This is a genomic window from Virgibacillus sediminis (assembly GCF_042643265.1).
GTDB lineage: Bacteria > Bacillota > Bacilli > Bacillales > Amphibacillaceae > Virgibacillus_O > Virgibacillus_O sediminis.
The window spans coordinates 53,823-70,200 of sequence record NZ_JBHRRZ010000036.1; the positions used below are offsets into that span (position 1 = coordinate 53,823).

Genomic DNA, 16,378 nt, shown 5'->3' on the forward strand with positions numbered 1-16,378 from the left:
AGTAGGAGCCCAATAGTCCGGAATGGCAGTGCCGGGGCTTGTGGATCACTATCGGGCCATCCACAAGCCGGCATGGTCGCTGAAGTATTTTGTCATAGACTATCGTATTGTGCTTATAGAATATGGTAAAATGGGTTTTATTATTTAAAAGTTAGGGAATAGAAGGAGTTTATCATGGAACCAAGAGCGAGAAGAAGGAAGTCGAGAAAACTGTGGCTTAAAATCCCTTTGGCCATCCTATTACTAGTTGGACTGGGAATCGGCGGGTATGCCTATTCTGTTTATACCAATGCGAAGAAAACGGTGGATGAGGAGATGAATGCTCCGGTCGAGTCGATTGACCGGACAATAACCGAAAAGAAAATGGAAAGTACCGAACCGCTGAATATTCTGCTGCTTGGTGTGGATGAACGGGAGGGAGACAGCGGCCGATCGGATGCGGTGATGGTGCTTTCGCTTGATCCCAAAAATGATGCCATGCAGCTGGTCAGCATCCCGCGCGACACGCTCACTATGATCAGCGGGGAAGGGTTTGAGGATAAGATCAACCATGCCTATGCGTACGGTGGAGCGGATATGTCCGTTGCTACGGTGGAGGAATTCCTCGATATTGAACTCGATTATTATGTCGAAATGAATATGATCGGGCTGATCGAGCTGGTGGATGAACTTGGCACTATAACGGTCGACAATGAGGTCGCCTGGAATGATGGCCGCTACCAGTTTGAAGAGGGACCGACTGAAATGGACGGAGATAAAACGATGGCTTATGTCCAAATGAGGAAGCAGGATCCAAATGGGGACTTTGGCCGGCAGGAACGGCAACGCAAAGTAATAGAAGGCATTATCGATGAAGGGGTAACCGCCGCTTCGGTGACGAAGATCAACAGCACCATCGATATCCTTGGTGATAACATGACGACCAATCTGGAATTTGATGATATGAAAAAACTGATGAATGACTACATGGATACACGGAAGAACTTCTCCAGCTATCAGATGGCAGGCGACGGAACCATGATTGATGGCATCTACTACTTGATTGTACCGGAGGAGGAAATCCAGAAGGTTCATAACCTGGTCGATAAAAAGGAAATATAACAGGAAAAGCTGCCGGATGGCAGCTTTTTGTCATGTATGGAGCAATGGCAAGCGCAAATGGCTCCATCCGGCACAGATCGTACTTCACCGGCTAGGCGCTTGTGCTTTCTATTGGTTAGTAATAGTAGTAATACCCGCCGAGCGCTGCACCGAGAAGCATTCCGAAAATAGCCGCCGCGACCCCGGCAATCATCATAATCGTCCCATGCTGTTCATTCGTTTTCTTCGTCAAATATCCCATAATTACGGTAATCGCGCCGAATATGATAGGAATGAAAATCAAGGAAACCACACAGCAAATCCAGCCGATGATCATATACGTATTGGCACTGCCTGTGTCCGTCTCCGTTGGCTCTTGTTTCAACGCCGACGCGGTACTGTCAGACTCAGCCGTTGACAACTCCGTGCCACATTTGGAACAGAACCTGCTCTGTTCATGCACATCCGCCCCGCATTGCGGACAAAATCTCATATTGATGCCCCCTCCTGATGTAATTTCATCCTTTATCACTATATGCGGTGGCTGAGGGGAAAATTGTTTTTTATTTATGGAGAAAGGGTTAATAATGAGTTTTGGCTCCAGGGCGGGAAGGAGTGCTGGCTCAGGTGGAGTAGGCTGGGGCCCGAGTGCGGTAGGTCGAGGCCTGAGTGGAGGAGGTTGCGGTCCGAGCGGAAGAGGCTGAGGCCCGAGTGGAAGAGGCTGAGGCCCGAGTGAAGGAGGTCGAGGCCCGAGTGAAGGAGGTCGAGGCCCGAGTGGAGGAGGCTGCCGCCCGAGTACAGCAGTCCCGAGCCCGAGTGAAGCAAGCTGCATCCCAAGCCTTCCAGATTTAGGCTAAAAAATAACAATCCTAAAAATAGTGAAAAAATGGTAGAATAGGTACAGCCTTTTGATATCGGTGTTACAAAAGGCATACATAAACTAAATGGATATGGAAATGGGGGATTATAGATGAGCGAAGCGTTACATGGGCTTTGGAAGGACTGGCGGCTGCATTTGCTGGTGCTTGTCACGGTGCTCGTTACGGAAACAGTTGGCACGTTCAGCTTTTCCATCGGCCCGGGGGTAGTCATGCTCCTGCCGATGCTGTACGCCCTGATCATCGGGCTGATACTATATTTTACACCACTGGTGAAGGAGCGGCAGTCGCGGAATGCGGAGCCGATTATTGTGCTGGGGGTGTCATTGCTGCTGGCGAAGATCGGTGTCACGATCGGACCGTCACTTCCGGAGATAATTGCCGCCGGCCCGGCACTTCTCTTGCAGGAGCTGGGGAATTTGGGAACGATCTTCTTGGCATTGCCGCTGGCCGTCTGGCTTGGGCTGAAGCGGGAATCGATCGGAATGACGCACTCCGTTGCCAGGGAGCCGAATGTCGGGCTGATCATGGATAAATTCGGCATCAACTCGCCGGAAGGACGCGGTGTGATGGCGGTGTATATTTTCGGGACGGTGTTCGGTGCGGTATTCATGGGAATTCTCGCGGGACTGCTCGGTACGGTTACACCGATCCATCCGTACTCGTTTGCGATGGCTTCGGGGATCGGCAGTGGAAGCATGATGGCAGCGGCAAGCGGATCGCTGATTGCCGCTTATCCGGACATGGAGACGCAAATTGCTGCTTTTGCCGGTGCGAGCAACTTGCTGTCATTATCAACCGGGCTGTATGTCAGCATCTTTATTGCCCTGCCGCTCACGGAAAAGCTGTACCGGGCGATGAGCGCAAAAAATGACAAGAAAGCAGCAGGAGGAAAGTAAGATGCTATTAAAAAACATACAGGAATGGACATTGCTCTTAATTATATTTGGTTTCACTTCCCTGTTTGCCAATTGGGCGGGGTATGACATCATGCCATGGACGGCGCTGCCCGGTATGGCCGTCCTGGTTTTGATCTGCCTGGCGGGATTCATCCTGCATGACATTATTCCCATCAATTTTCCAAGCGTGGCCTATATCGCCATCATCGGGGTGATCGTGTCCATGCCTTGGATGCCGGGAGCAGACTATGTCGTCGCATGGACTAACCAGGTGGAGCTGCTGGCACTGACGACGCCAATCCTTGCCTATGCCGGTATTGCCATCGGCCGCTCCTGGGCGGATTTCCGCAGGCTGGGATGGAGGACATTGATCGTAGCAAGCCTGGTGCTGCTGGGATCTTTCCTCGGGTCAGCCCTGATTGCCGAGATTGTGTTGCGCTGGCAGGGAATCATTTAATAGAAACAGGGCTCCTAAGTGTAACGGGTTCTGTTATAGGAAAGAAAACAACAAAAACGGGAGTACAATTCGCCTAGCGTTTCGTACTCCTATTTTTTATGCCGACACTTATAGGTTTTTAATACATAAATTTATTTATAGCTTGAAATTATGGTATTAAAACGAGTGTTAAAGTATTTAGAGAGAAGCAAAACAGGAATATTCAACTAACACGGCAGTTATTTTCAATAAGAAACAATCTAACAGGAAGGGATGATAGTGAATTCTAAGCCATTAAATAGAGTTTGGTTACCATCTGCATTGATCGGAATTTTCTTATATATAATAGTACAGACTTCAAATACCACGTCTTTGCTCTTAATTCTTTTACCAATTGGCATTGTATTATCTCTTATAGGGATTGCAACATCGATTCTTGTAATACAAGGAATTCTGATAATTAACCTTTAAACTTTGCTCAACTTTCTAGTGCTTAACAGGAAAAAGGGTAGCGTCCTATCTTGGTGAAAAGTGGCATATACGAAAGAAAGGGGGAGGTATGGTTGCCTAAAGCTAAAATTAGCCCGTTGATACTTGTAGCGTTATTTATGAGTTCAATTGCCATGGTTTTATATGCTTATAGAAGCTATTCCAACCAAGAAATAAGCCACGGGATTATATTTACATTGTTATTTATTTTTTTCTTTGGATTAGTAATTTGGGGCATTATTAGAAACAAAAGGCTTAACCATAAATAGAAATTAATGTAGTCTTACTTGTTTAATAAACAGGGGCTATAATGTAAAAGAAAAGCCTAGAGCCATAAAAATTGCTCTAAGCTTTGTGCTTATTATTCTCTACGGGCTGTGAATTATTTATCTCTACATTATCGAAATAGTACATCTATAAGAGAAGGCTTTACATCTTTATGAGACTTCCATACCCTTGGCAAACCGAGCAAGCGGGTTTGTAACTTTCCCAAATTCGGAAGCATGGGGGCGGTCATCTCCATCTTCATAACCATAATCAACCATACGGTTGCGGTTTAAAGTAAGTTTGGTTAGTTCTGGTTTGAAAAAATCAAACAGTTCAAAACGATCTTTCAAATGAGGGCGACTTTCCTGATATTGTTGGATGGCACCCGCAAGATACTTCCAAAATTTATATTCAGTTACTATTTCATTTCGGTCAAGGATGTTAGCCAGATATCTGAGATGACATACAAACAGCCCCGTGAAGATAAATTGAGTGAGTCCTTCAGGCGGCTCACTCCTCAGTACATCTTTCAATTCTTGGGAAAGAGCGGATAACTCTTCAAAAGGCTGATCACTGATATTTACGTCATCAACAAAATCTTTGACTGCCAACCGGTGCGGCTTGAAGTCCTTCATAACCAATATTGTATTTTGTCCGTGGGGAGAAAATACCGTGCCATATTGATATAAATAGTGTAGCAGTGGGTCCATAACTACACGGAAAAAATCGTTCAGCCAATCCTCTGGAGCTATCCCAGAAGCTTCAATTAAGCTTAAGACAAATGGCTTGCCATCGTTATCTTCATGTAATAATGCAGCGAGGCTGATTGCTCTTTCCCCATTATCTAGATACGTGTAGATACTCTCCCTCCAAATGACACCAAGCATCTCCAGGTACTGATATGGAGAATTGCCAAGCTTGGGGTAGATGGTGTGGTCTACATTAATACTTGCTATTTCTCCCGGGAGGATTACCCGGCAATTTTCTTTTAAAAAGGCATCTTTTTCATAAATTCCTTTGATGAACTCCGTGATTTTTGGGGCAATCAGCGTACGCTCCGCCGGCAAGCCGCGATAGACGAGGGTATTCAATATACTCATCGGAACCTTCACATGATGTTTTCCCTTATGGCTTTGGTTGACAAAGGTCCGGATCGACTGTTGCGGGAGGTAGCTGTCTTCCCCCTCTCCTAATGGAATGATCATCTGTTTGGATAAATCATCAGCGAATTGCTGGATAATCACATTGTTCCACTGCCACTCGTGGACAGGAAGGTAGAAATATTCCTGTTCATTCACATCCCGTTCTTGCAGCACTTTTTCAAACTGTTTCTTTTCACCAATTGAAAGCTCTTCTTGGATAAGCTTTTGATAAGTGGTATCTTCCGTTGATTGGAAGGAAGCACGATCCTTATGAATGGCGATCCAGAATAACTTGGTTTCCTTTTGCATTTCTGGTGCGTAATTAATATAATCATCATAACCGAAGCCGATTCTTCCTTTATTATAAGTGATCCATGGGTGCCCGCTCATGTGTCCCTCTAATAATGCATAATCTTCTTTAACTAGCTCATCGGAAGATTTCGCAGCTTTCCCAAGCAGATGCATATCAGCCACAAGTGTATTATTCAATTCTTTAATTAAATGACCGGCTGTCTCAGAAGTCATCCTGATGAACTGCTGAATATCCAGTAAAAACTGAATAGCATTGTCAACACTTTTCTTCACGCCATCCTCTTGGACATAAATGGAATCCTTCTTTACTTTCAACCCTTCAAAGAAATCCCTTTTTGCGAAGAACTTGTACTGTTTACGAGTAGTAATTAATAGCTGATATTCATCCCAATGCTCATAATTTTCAGTAACTTCCGGTTCAATCATATCTTCATACGTATATTCTTCCAGCATTTTTGCAATCAATTGCTGATTCGCTTTTTCCCAATTATCCCTATTGAAGTATTTCTCAATATGATATGAAATCAAATAAGATCCCTTCTTTCCTTTATGATTGATGTACCGATGACCTTACAGGTTGCTTTTGCCCATCAAACGATTGAAATATATTGATGGGTTTGACAGGATATATTTCTCTGCCAGCCAAGGCATTAATGATTACAGCATTCCGATGGGCACCAAGCCCAAGGTCGGGAGCCCCGACTCCGTGTGTATGAATTTCACCGTTTTGAATGTAAATACTATTGTTTTTGCTGCCATTCATTTTAAGTCGGTAATCCTCCAGTACCTCGAAGCGCCCTTGCCTATCCCAGGCAATACGGCCATAGAGTGGTGAGAGGAAGTCCGGTATCTTTGGTTTATAGCCTGTACCTAAAACAATTAAGTCCGTATCATCCGTAAAATTCTCTTCGCTAACTTGCTGTACTCCATGCAGTCTCCATCTGTTGCCGATGGGCTCGATGGACTCGATCGCTGACATGGCCTGTAAATGGATATCGGGTTCCTCGCTACCTATACTTCTTTGATAGAGAAGCTCATATATGTCAGAGATGGTGTCTGAACTGATTCCTTTATACAACAAATCCTGCTCACGTAAGAGCTTATCTTTTTTCTCTTGGGGCAGGTGATAGAAAAAGGAAGTATAATCCGGTGAGAAATGCTCTAATCCCAGCTTCGAATACTCCATCGGGAAAAATCCTTTGGACCGGGTATACCACTTTAACGAATAACCATAACTGTGCTGCTCTTCCAATAAATCCAGGAACACCTCAGCAGCACTTTGTCCGGAGCCAATGACTGCTATACTCTCAACCTCCTTGCACTTTCCTTTCTTATACAAATAGTCGGCTGTATGAAAAATGTTTTCACCTAAAGCACTCTGAAGCTGGGCCGGTATTGCGGGAACTGTTCCTATTCCCATTACGATATGTTCAGCGAGATAAACGCTTTGCTTGCGGGTTTGGACATCTTCCACTACCACCTCATACAAACTCTGTCCATCTATATCCCGTAAATCCACTTGTTTCACATTCTTATGGAATTGGCAATTGGTCAATTGTTCTGTTACCCATTGACAATAATGGTTGAATTCTTTTCTCGGAATATGGAAATCTTCTCTGAAGTAAAAGCGATAGAGTCTATTTTGATTCTGCAAGTAATTCAAGAAACTGTATTTACTCGTAACATCGGCCATACTTACAAGATCGGCTAAGAAAGGGACCTGAAGGGTAGTGCCTTCAATCATCATCCCAGGATGCCAGTCAAATTGCGGTTTCTTTTCAAAGAACATAGCGTCTATTTCCGTTACCCCTTCGGCAAGTGCTGCAAAGCCAAGGTTAAATGGACCGAGTCCGATTCCAATCACATTATAAACGTTAGGCTTCTTCATAGAATCCGGCATGAGACCACCTCTTTTCAAAAGTCTCCCGGTGGCAAAACATCAATAGTGCTGTTTTATCTGGGAGTTCTATAGGTTTTATCGCTTCAAATCCACATCTTTTAAAGATATGGATCATCTTTTCATTTCGTATATCCGGTTCCGCAATCACTTTTTTCGTATCGGGCTGAATGAATTGAAATCTTACCATGGCCCTTAACAGTGGAAGGGAATAGCCTTTACCTAGGTATTGCGGGTCCCCGATCAACAGATGGATACCTTGATCAAAGGAATCAGCATCATACCTTTTTTCTACAATATCTCCCTTCACCCAATAAGCTTCCCAATAGCTCATGGGATGACCGTCAATCTCTCCGATATATAATGTTTGGTGTTGATCAGCCAGTGCGTCTTCCAAATGTTTGCTGAACTTTAGGAACGGCAGGTCCAGCTGCCAATAAGGGATCACGTGCGGTTGATGCATCCAGTGAAATACATTCCTCAAATCCTTATCGTAGTCCAATGTACGGAAGGAAATATCTTTTTCAATCTCATTGTCAAAGGTGACGAAATCATGGTTCATAAGAAACTCCCACCTTTTTTGCTATAGGATTTGCCACTGTCGTATAAACAGATTGTGTTTCTAGTGAGCCGACAAGCTCGTCCATATCATGGAATCGAGTGAGCAAGTTTGCCTTACAAGGCAGTTTTTCATTTTCTAATAGACTGTCTAGTAATGGCTTAGAATCGGTGGCTTGTTTTTGATGTTCCTCTAACCGTTCGCGCAGCAGCTGGATCAAATATTCTTCGGAAACTAACCCGCTGGTTCCAAATCCATTGATAACACCGAACAAATGGTTAAAGACGAAATAATAACGAAGCCTTTCCTCTGCAACACTCTCTGAACAGATGGTATCGCTCTTTTCATTAAGGCCGGGGATCAGATTCTTCAGGTAATCAGCTTTCTTTTCCCTAAAGTAATACCCTTGGTTATCCCGGTAGTAGAAACGCTCAGGATATCCATCTTTCAATTGAACAATTGAATTTTGCTGGTGTGCCTCCAGGGCAATGCCATAATTGTCATAAAGCCATAGAATCGGATCAAGCGTGATGGAAAGATAGCGTTCGAACCACGCTTTGCTCACCTGCTGAACCGATTTTCCTTCTTGTTCAGCCAGGCCGTCAATAATACTATAAAGTCGTGACTGCTCCCCATAAGGGTGGTCTTGTCCCAGTCCGGCTGCTAATATTACATTGGTATCATCGTGATAAAACGGATTCTCCCGCAGGATGCAATCGAGTCGAACGTCTTCTTCCCCTGGAATCTCTACACTAATATAAGCGGGGTCTGATATGACATGGAATTTAGGAAACTGTTGTTTCAAATCATCACCCAAAGGGGTCTGCAGTAGTCGTGAAACCTCCACGCCCCTGTCCAGCTCCTTCTGCTGGTTCATTCGAAGGGAGTTCGTAATTTTTATCGGGACAGAAAATTTGTACATATATTTGGACTGTGGAATATATACCGTTCGAAAAGAGGAGGTAGCAGTAAACATAGGTCCCATCGGTCCATAATATTTTAATGTCTCCTCGTCCAGCATGCGCTGTACGGATGCTTTTTTTAGAAGTTCTCTTGCCTGCAAGGGATGGGCAGGAATCCAGGCTCCTTCACCGTCATTCTTCATTACCTCTTCGTCCACGTGTTCTTTGATTATTTCTTGAGTGGATGTCGTCAGGGAAGAGTCTTGCTTTACATAAGCATCTGCAGCCCAGAAATAATGTAATTGGAACTCTCCCTTCATTTCAGGTGCAAACCAATCATCTTCCTCTTGGGTGATGCCTTGTTTGCTTTTAGGTGTAGGGTGAAGTAAATGGCCGAAAATCAAGGATTGCTCTGTTTCAATAAAATTGAATTCACGGCTGCTCAAGTGGTCCGACTCACTTAATCTATGTTCTAGGTATCTCTTTATGTTTTTACTGCTCAGAATCACCCGCATGATTAGTTCATCCTCAGCACCTTCCTGCTTATTTTCCAGTGCTAATTCTTTGGTGATCAGGGAAGCTAAGGTGACATAATCGATAGGCGTTGTTTCATTTCCTGTGTGATAATAAATAGGAAAAGCGAATAAATGCCTTCCCGTTTCAGACCAGTACTTTACATCGATGATCAGATCGATTCCCTGATTAGATAACGGACAGGAAATGGTCCTTGCTGAACCTTCAGCAGTTTCTTCCTTGAAATTCCCTGTCTCTCTCAAATAGCAATTCAAAAAGCTCTGCATTGTAGCATTCTCAGCAATTTCTTTTAAATTCTTCACACGGTAGACCTCCAATTCTCCAGTTCCGATTCTCCAAACTCTTGGATATCAGCTAAAACTTCCTTCAAATCCTCAAGCTTCGTCCGCGGATTTAGAAGGGTAAACTTTAGACAAACTTCACCTTTTACTGTGGTTTTAGCGAGAACAGCTTTGCCTGTATACAGTAAATGCTTCTGGATATTCCAGTTCAGCTGGTTCAAATCTATAGTTGCCGGTACAGTCGGCTCAAAACGGAAAACAATAGTATTCAACTCAGGATCGTTATTGATAATCTTCATGTTCTCCATCGCGTCGATATGGCAGGCAGCAGAACTTGCCAAAGAAAGCGTATGATCGATCATGTCGCCATATTGTTTCGTACCTGTCATTCTCAGGGAGAAAAACAACTTCAAGGCATCAAATCGTCTCGTTGTTTGTGTAGACTTATTGACTAGGTTAACAATGCCTTTTTCCTCATCATCTACAGGGTTTAAATAGTCGGCATGATGTTGCAGATAACGAAATTCCGTTTTGTTTTTTAGGAGGAACGCACCACAGCTAATTGGCTGATAGAATAATTTGTGGAAATCGACGGTAATGGAATTTGCTTTCTCGATCCCTCTCAATTTACCTTTATGCTGGTGGCTCAGGATTAAAGCACCTCCGAAGGCTGCATCGACATGAAGCCATAGACCATGCTTTTTTGCTATCGCTGCCATTTCAGGAAGAGGGTCGATACTACCGAAGTCAGTCGTGCCGCATGTCGCCACCAGGGCAAATGGCAACAATTGCTCCTCTTCCAATTCCTCCAGTTTCCTGTTTAAATCATCGATGCAAAGTTGATGGTTCTTATCTGTACGGATGGGTAATACACATTCTTCTCCCAGTCCTAGTTGGGAAGCGGATTGTTTGATAGTGAAATGTGCATCTTCGGAACATAGTATCCTCAGACGCTGAAAGTCCTCGGGAAGACCATGTTTCTGTACATCGACTCCCAATCTCTTTTCACAAAAAGAATCACGTGCAATTAGTAAGCCGGTGTAATTGGACTGCGTTCCTCCGCTGGTAAAAACTCCATCCGCTTCAGAATCAAAGCCGAAGCCATGAATCAGCCACTCTATGACTTCTTGTTCCAGATAAGTTGCCGCCGGGCTCTGATCCCAAGAGTCCATGGATGGATTGAAAGCATTGATGACCATTTCAGCCGCCATTGCAGCCACAAGCGGCGGACAGTGCAGGTGAGCGACAGATTTTTGATGAGCAATATGGATATTGCTTTGCAAAAGGGGTTCGTCTATATCTTCCAGTAAGCTTTCAATCGGCTCTCCTCCGTAACTGAGAACAGGTATTTTGTTCAACTTCTGGTGTAAGGTAGCAGGTGTGCTTCCTGAATAGGGATGTTCCAGCTTGTGCATTACTTCCACAAGCTTTCCTGTTACTTGCTGTACAATATGTTGATAACTTCTGGTACTCTCTCCATGAAGAAAAAGGTGGTCAAACTCTCTGCTTGGTTGATTTAATGCTGTATTCTCAATTGACTCTGCCCTATAGGTGAAATTCAAATCTATCCTTCCTTTCCAAACTCATGATTATTATCGGTTTGTTCCTCTGCCGTACACCTCCTTAAATGAAAATCATTATCAATTAAGTGCATACACACATACTATTTGAGAATGATAATCATTGTCAATGGTAATTGAGAACTATTATCAATTACACCTATTTCATTCTCAAGGTAGGTATTTTTCAGGGGGAATTACCCAATAATTAGCAAGTTAACGAAAAAAAGGCATCTCTGTGGGGGCAAGAATTCAGGGGGATGGGAAGAAAGTAAGGGTACCGATAAGATGGTGCTAATAATAATTCTTGCTTCCTTTACTATAATCATTGGAGGGAAGATTGCTTTAAGCAAGAACTGTTCAACTATCGAGTGCAGAGTTGAATAAGGGAATCAGAATCTGATTGTCTTTTTTTTCTAATAATGTTAGGAATATTATGTTAATGTTAAATAAAAGACTGTTGAGCTAATATCGGGCTCTTATCGTAAATAGGAAACAATTTAACAGGGAGGGATGATAGTGAATTTTAAACCATTGAATATGATTTGATTACCATCTACATTTATCGAAATTTTCTTATGTATAATAATACCAGCACTTCAAATACCTACGTCTCTGCTTTTAATTCTTTTACCAATTGGTATTGTATTATCTCTTATAGGGATTGCAATCTTTAAACTTCTCAACTTTCTGAGTACTTATCTTAATATGGATATTCAACTTTATGGTTAGCCATAAATAAAGGCAAGTATTCTAAAACAGGGATGGGATGATAAGAACAAAAGATTCAAATTATCTTAATAATACGAGAGGTTTGGAAGATGTTAATGGGAGGTACCGATAGAACACGGAAGAAGTCGGGTCATCTGTTTCCTAGTAAAGTTCTAGCTTCTTTATTTTAGCGCATACTAAACACAACACAAATACAGCAGGAGGAAATACATTATGCAATTAAATACAACACCAAGCTGCTTCAGCGAATACGATGTGCTAAAGAGGGTTATTTTGTGCCAGCCTCAGTATATGACTATCCGGCAGGTAATTAATGAAACCCAAAAGAAATTCGTTAAAGAGGGATTGCATATTGAACGTGCATTAGAAGAGCATCGTGAGTTTGTTCAGAAACTAAATGAGTATGGTGTTGAAACCATATTGCTCCCTTACCATAAGAAGTATCCAGAACAAGTTTTTACCCGGGATATCGGCTTTACCCTTGGCGAAACCATCTTTGTTGCTCAAATGGCACATGATGTCCGAATTGGCGAAGAAAATGTTTTGAAAGTTTGGCTGGAAGATGAGGAAATTTCCTATTACAACTTAATTGGCAATAAGATCGAAGGTGGCGACGTCATCATTGATAGAGATACAATCTATATTGGGTTAAGTAATCGGACAAATGAAGCAGCGGTTGATCATTTAAGAAAGTTATTGGGTTATCAATTTGATGTGAAGGCCATTTCTTTTACGGAAAAATATTTACACTTGGATTGTGTGTTTAATGTTTTATCCCCAGAGGTAGCTCTTATTTATCCAGATGCCCTTACAAAAGAAGATCTCGAGCTTCTTTCCTCACGATATGATCTTATTGAAGTTACCGAAGAAGAACAATTTACTTTAGGCACCAATGTATTAAATATCGGTAATAAAACAATATTTAGCCTCCCGGTTAATGAAAAGGTAAATCAAAAGATGCGGGATAAGGGATTTGAAGTTATTGAAATAGATTATTCCGAAATCATAAAATCTGGGGGATCTTTCCGGTGCAGTACATTGCCTGTATTACGGGAAGAAGAATCAGGAAGGTGATTTTCTTTCAGGCAATAGTGTATAGCTGACAACAATCAAGGTTCACAAACTCCATAATCATTAACATTCCTTCCAAAATATCCTCTTTTATTGAGGGAGGGGAATTTTCGATGAGCAATTCAAAGTATAGATTAATTTTTAATATAGTGTTTATACTTATTTTTTTGGTTTTGTTTATAATCACCTATTCTGCTACCTACTCTTTCTATTTCATAATCATCTCTCTTATCGGTGTTTTTCATACTATTGCCCTGTTGGTAAAAAAGAAAAGTGAAAAAACTAGGTGGTCTATATTTGCAATTTTATTCGTAGCCTTCTTTTTGACTGTTTTGTTAATAGGCCTCTGGTCTAAATAAGATGCCTTGCCACTAGGCGCGAGTTAATATGTATTAGATTAAAAAGATAGCCCGGCTTGTTCATTTTAAGTTGAAAATCTACTATTCTATTGTTGAAACTTTTAGATGTTTAGTTCGTAACAAGGCTATAGCATTAAAAATATATATTAGATAGGAGTGTTAGAACTGAAATTATTTAATACATTGGCAGAAGCGGTACAGCTCGAACTCTTTGATAACGTAGAAGATGCAAATAAGTGGCTTAAATCCAACCCTAAGAAACAAGTGATGGATATCAAATTAAGTTCATCTAGTGACAAAATTCTAGTGATTTATAAAGACGTCTAAAATCGCTGTTAAAAGGAGTGTTGGTGCATTGGAAGAGAATAAAGGATATAGAAGTTTCACATTAATATTCCACTCATTCATACTCGTTTTTTCCATAGGTTTAATTCTCGCTTCTGGTGCAGGTTGGAATGAGATGGATCGATCATTGCTTTACTTAATGTTAGGGATTGTTTTTGCAGCCCAAAGCATATTTGGATTATATAAAAATTTCCGGTATAGATTGTCACAGGACAAGCATTGAGCATACTTTCCAAGATTAGGTAACCATATAGTTTATTATTAGCATTTTTCTCTCCCGAAACTGAACCCGTTATGCCAAGTGGGCGTTATTCCTTCTTTGCGGTAAAAGGATTTACTTCTATCATAATAGTTGGGGCTCATTCACATGCAAAACAAAAAGGAGCGGATGAAATGGCATCCAGAAGGAGAGATTCCATGTCCAATACGGAAAAGTACCTCCGTGAGATAACGATCGGGGAGCGTGAAACCCATGATGCGACCATCACTCTTTTGGAATATATCCAAACTGGCCTGTACAGTTCGAACGGGAAGCGGAGCGGATACGTGCGGCGCTCGGCAGTATGGCCAGGCAGATCGAACATGTCGGGTCCACCTCTGTTCCGGGGTTGTGTGCCAAGCCGATCATCGATATCCTGCTGATGGTCACGGATGCCGCCGATGAATCGACCTATGTGGGGGCCTTGGAAAAAGCAGGGTACGCGTTAAGAATTCGGGAACCCGATTGGTTTGAACATCGAATGTTTCAGGAATCTAAACCGGATGTCCATTTGCATGTATTCAGTCAAGGGACATCAGAGGCCGGCCGGATGCTGTGCTTCCGTGATTGGCTAAGGAGTAATCAGGCGGATCGGGAAAAGTATGCACATGAAAAGCGGGAGCTGGCGCGCCGTAAATGGCGGCATATACAGGACTATGCCGATGCCAAAAGCTCGGTCGTACAGGAAATAATGAACCGGGCAGGAGCGGATGAGCAGTGATCCAGGGAGGAACAGCCATGCGGAACGTCAGCTTGATCTGTTAAAAGGGGCCGGCTATCCTGTTTACTCCGGTCTGCAAAAAAACAGTCTGATTTTCGCATCTTTACGAAAACCAGACTTATCCAGCTCTTATTCGTGCTGCAATTTTACTTCTTTAGCCTCGGGTGTTGCACGATATACTACAAATGATAAGATGACCGCGATGATGGAAATAGCGAACGCGATGAAATAGACCAGCTCTACTCCGGCTACCATTGCATCATTCATGGTTGCGGGATTGCCAGGATTACTTGATTGACTCAAATAATGTTTTTCTCTGGCATTCATGATGCTGATGAATACCGAGACACCAATGGCACCGGAAACCGGCTGTAATGTCGCCATTACCGACGTCCCGTGGGGGTACAGCTGTTTTGGCAGCTGATTCAACCCGTTGGTTTCTGCGGGCATCATGATCGCGGAAACCGTGAGCATCAACAGAATATACCCCGCGATGATCATCCATGGCTCTGTGTTCTCATTGAGCCGGCTCATCATAAACATCGTTGCACTTAACACGATCGAAGCAGGGATCATCAGCACTCTCGGGCCGAATTTGTCAAAAAGATGCCCCATCACCGGTGACATGATTCCATTCAAAATACTTCCCGGGAGAAGGAGAAGGCCGGCCGTTGCGGCAGATAATGCCAATGGGCCCTGCATGAAAACAGGCAAAATGATTTCAGAAGAAAACATCGTCATCATGATGATCAGGAACATCAGTATTCCATGCGTATACATGGGATATTTAAAAACCCTCAGGTCGATGACAGGGTCCTCTAGCTTGAACTGCCTCCATGAAAATAAAGCAATCCCGACTACCCCAACAATAATAAAACTGTACACGTCAGGGCTCAGGAATCCGGCTTCCCCTTCCCCTGCTGAACTGAACCCATAAACGAGTGAACCGAAACCGATCGTGGAATAAACCAGCGATATGACATCGACTTTCGGCTTGGTTACTTCCGAGACATTTAGTAGATATTTATACGCAAAGGCCAATGAAAACAGCGCGAATGGTATAACGAAAATAAACAGGAAGCGCCAGCCAAAGTATTCTACAATAATTCCTGACAGGGTAGGGCCGATAGCGGGAGCAAACATAATGACCAGTCCAACCAGCCCCATCACCTTTCCTCGCCTATGCGGCGGAAATACAAGCAGAAAAACGTTGAAGATGATCGGCATCAATAATCCGGTCCCAACCGCCTGGATAATCCTCCCGGTCAACAGAACCGGAAAAGTTGGTGCTGCCGCGCAGATGGCGGTTCCAATGGTAAATGTAATCATCGTTCCTAGAAATAACTGCCTCGTCGTAAACCATTGCAGCAACAAAGCAGAGGCAGGAATGACAATCCCCATGACCAGCATGAACCCGGTCGCCATCCATTGGACCGTCGTAATGGAAACATTAAATTCTTGCATCAAGGTAGTCAATGCAATATTAAGCAATGTCTCATTCAAGATGGCAAAGAACGCACCGATAATCAATGACATCATGACTGGCATCACTTTAAAGGCAGGGTCGTCTGCCAAATACTCGTATGTCGTACCATTTTCCTTCATATTCAAGGCTCCTTCATGTATGTGGTTTGCACGTTTCGGACCTGCCTCGAC

At 43.1% G+C, this 16,378-nt stretch carries 12 protein-coding genes; 5 read left to right on the forward strand and 7 right to left on the reverse strand.

Features of this window, described 5'->3' with window-relative positions; genetic code table 11:
• Nucleotides 1-174: 174 nt before the first annotated feature.
• Nucleotides 175-1,101: an LCP family glycopolymer transferase gene (locus tag ACFODW_RS14005; protein ID WP_390307401.1), complete on the forward strand. Its 927-nt coding sequence runs from the start codon at nucleotides 175-177 to the stop codon at nucleotides 1,099-1,101.
• A 115-nt stretch (nucleotides 1,102-1,216) separates the two neighbouring features.
• Here ACFODW_RS14005 and ACFODW_RS14010 read toward each other — a convergent pair whose 3' ends face one another.
• The gene (locus tag ACFODW_RS14010; protein ID WP_390307402.1) at nucleotides 1,217-1,573 is read right to left on the reverse strand and encodes a zinc-ribbon domain-containing protein; all 357 of its coding nucleotides are present in this window, start codon (nucleotides 1,571-1,573) and stop codon (nucleotides 1,217-1,219) included.
• Between the two features lie 477 nt (nucleotides 1,574-2,050).
• Between ACFODW_RS14010 and ACFODW_RS14015 the strand changes: the two genes are divergently transcribed.
• Entirely contained in the window at nucleotides 2,051-2,857 is an 807-nt protein-coding gene (locus tag ACFODW_RS14015) for a DUF3100 domain-containing protein (RefSeq protein WP_390307403.1), read from the forward strand.
• Nucleotide 2,858: 1 nt separating this feature from the next.
• Nucleotides 2,859-3,314 carry a hypothetical protein gene (locus tag ACFODW_RS14020; RefSeq protein ID WP_390307404.1) on the forward strand — a complete coding sequence of 152 codons (456 nt, stop codon included), beginning with the start codon at nucleotides 2,859-2,861 and terminating at the stop codon, nucleotides 3,312-3,314.
• Between the two features lie 905 nt (nucleotides 3,315-4,219).
• On the opposite strand, the gene ACFODW_RS14025 is transcribed toward ACFODW_RS14020, so the two are convergent.
• The 5 genes from ACFODW_RS14025 to ACFODW_RS14045 are packed head-to-tail and all read right to left on the reverse strand — an operon-like array spanning nucleotide 4,220 to nucleotide 11,238.
• Nucleotides 4,220-6,031 carry an IucA/IucC family protein gene (locus ACFODW_RS14025; protein ID WP_390307405.1) on the reverse strand — a complete coding sequence of 604 codons (1,812 nt, stop codon included), beginning with the start codon at nucleotides 6,029-6,031 and terminating at the stop codon, nucleotides 4,220-4,222.
• Nucleotides 6,032-6,050: 19 nt separating this feature from the next.
• Nucleotides 6,051-7,403: a lysine N(6)-hydroxylase/L-ornithine N(5)-oxygenase family protein gene (locus tag ACFODW_RS14030; RefSeq protein WP_390307406.1), complete on the reverse strand. Its 1,353-nt coding sequence runs from the start codon at nucleotides 7,401-7,403 to the stop codon at nucleotides 6,051-6,053.
• Complete coding sequence (locus ACFODW_RS14035) at nucleotides 7,378-7,962, reverse strand: GNAT family N-acetyltransferase (protein WP_390307407.1); 585 nt, start codon at nucleotides 7,960-7,962, stop codon at nucleotides 7,378-7,380. The genes ACFODW_RS14030 and ACFODW_RS14035 overlap by 26 nt, the downstream gene beginning before the upstream one ends.
• Nucleotides 7,952-9,697 carry an IucA/IucC family protein gene (locus ACFODW_RS14040; RefSeq protein ID WP_390307408.1) on the reverse strand — a complete coding sequence of 582 codons (1,746 nt, stop codon included), beginning with the start codon at nucleotides 9,695-9,697 and terminating at the stop codon, nucleotides 7,952-7,954. Before ACFODW_RS14040 ends, ACFODW_RS14035 begins: the two co-directional genes overlap by 11 nt.
• Complete coding sequence (locus ACFODW_RS14045) at nucleotides 9,694-11,238, reverse strand: pyridoxal phosphate-dependent decarboxylase family protein (protein ID WP_390307409.1); 1,545 nt, start codon at nucleotides 11,236-11,238, stop codon at nucleotides 9,694-9,696. The genes ACFODW_RS14040 and ACFODW_RS14045 overlap by 4 nt, the downstream gene beginning before the upstream one ends.
• 942 nt (nucleotides 11,239-12,180) lie before the next feature.
• On the opposite strand from ACFODW_RS14045, the gene ACFODW_RS14050 reads away from it, so the two are divergent.
• Together ACFODW_RS14050 and ACFODW_RS14055 are read left to right on the forward strand one after the other, a co-directional pair.
• Nucleotides 12,181-13,041 carry a dimethylarginine dimethylaminohydrolase family protein gene (locus ACFODW_RS14050; RefSeq protein WP_390307410.1) on the forward strand — a complete coding sequence of 287 codons (861 nt, stop codon included), beginning with the start codon at nucleotides 12,181-12,183 and terminating at the stop codon, nucleotides 13,039-13,041.
• A gap of 1,264 nt (nucleotides 13,042-14,305) precedes the next feature.
• Nucleotides 14,306-14,722 (forward strand): GrpB family protein, encoded by a 417-nt coding sequence (locus tag ACFODW_RS14055; protein WP_390307411.1) that lies wholly within the window; start codon nucleotides 14,306-14,308, stop codon nucleotides 14,720-14,722.
• 129 nt (nucleotides 14,723-14,851) lie between these two features.
• Here the strand turns inward: ACFODW_RS14055 and ACFODW_RS14060 are convergent, their stop codons facing one another.
• Nucleotides 14,852-16,327, reverse strand: a complete 1,476-nt coding sequence (locus tag ACFODW_RS14060; protein ID WP_390307412.1) for an MDR family MFS transporter — start codon at nucleotides 16,325-16,327, stop codon at nucleotides 14,852-14,854.
• Nucleotides 16,328-16,378 lie beyond the last annotated feature (51 nt).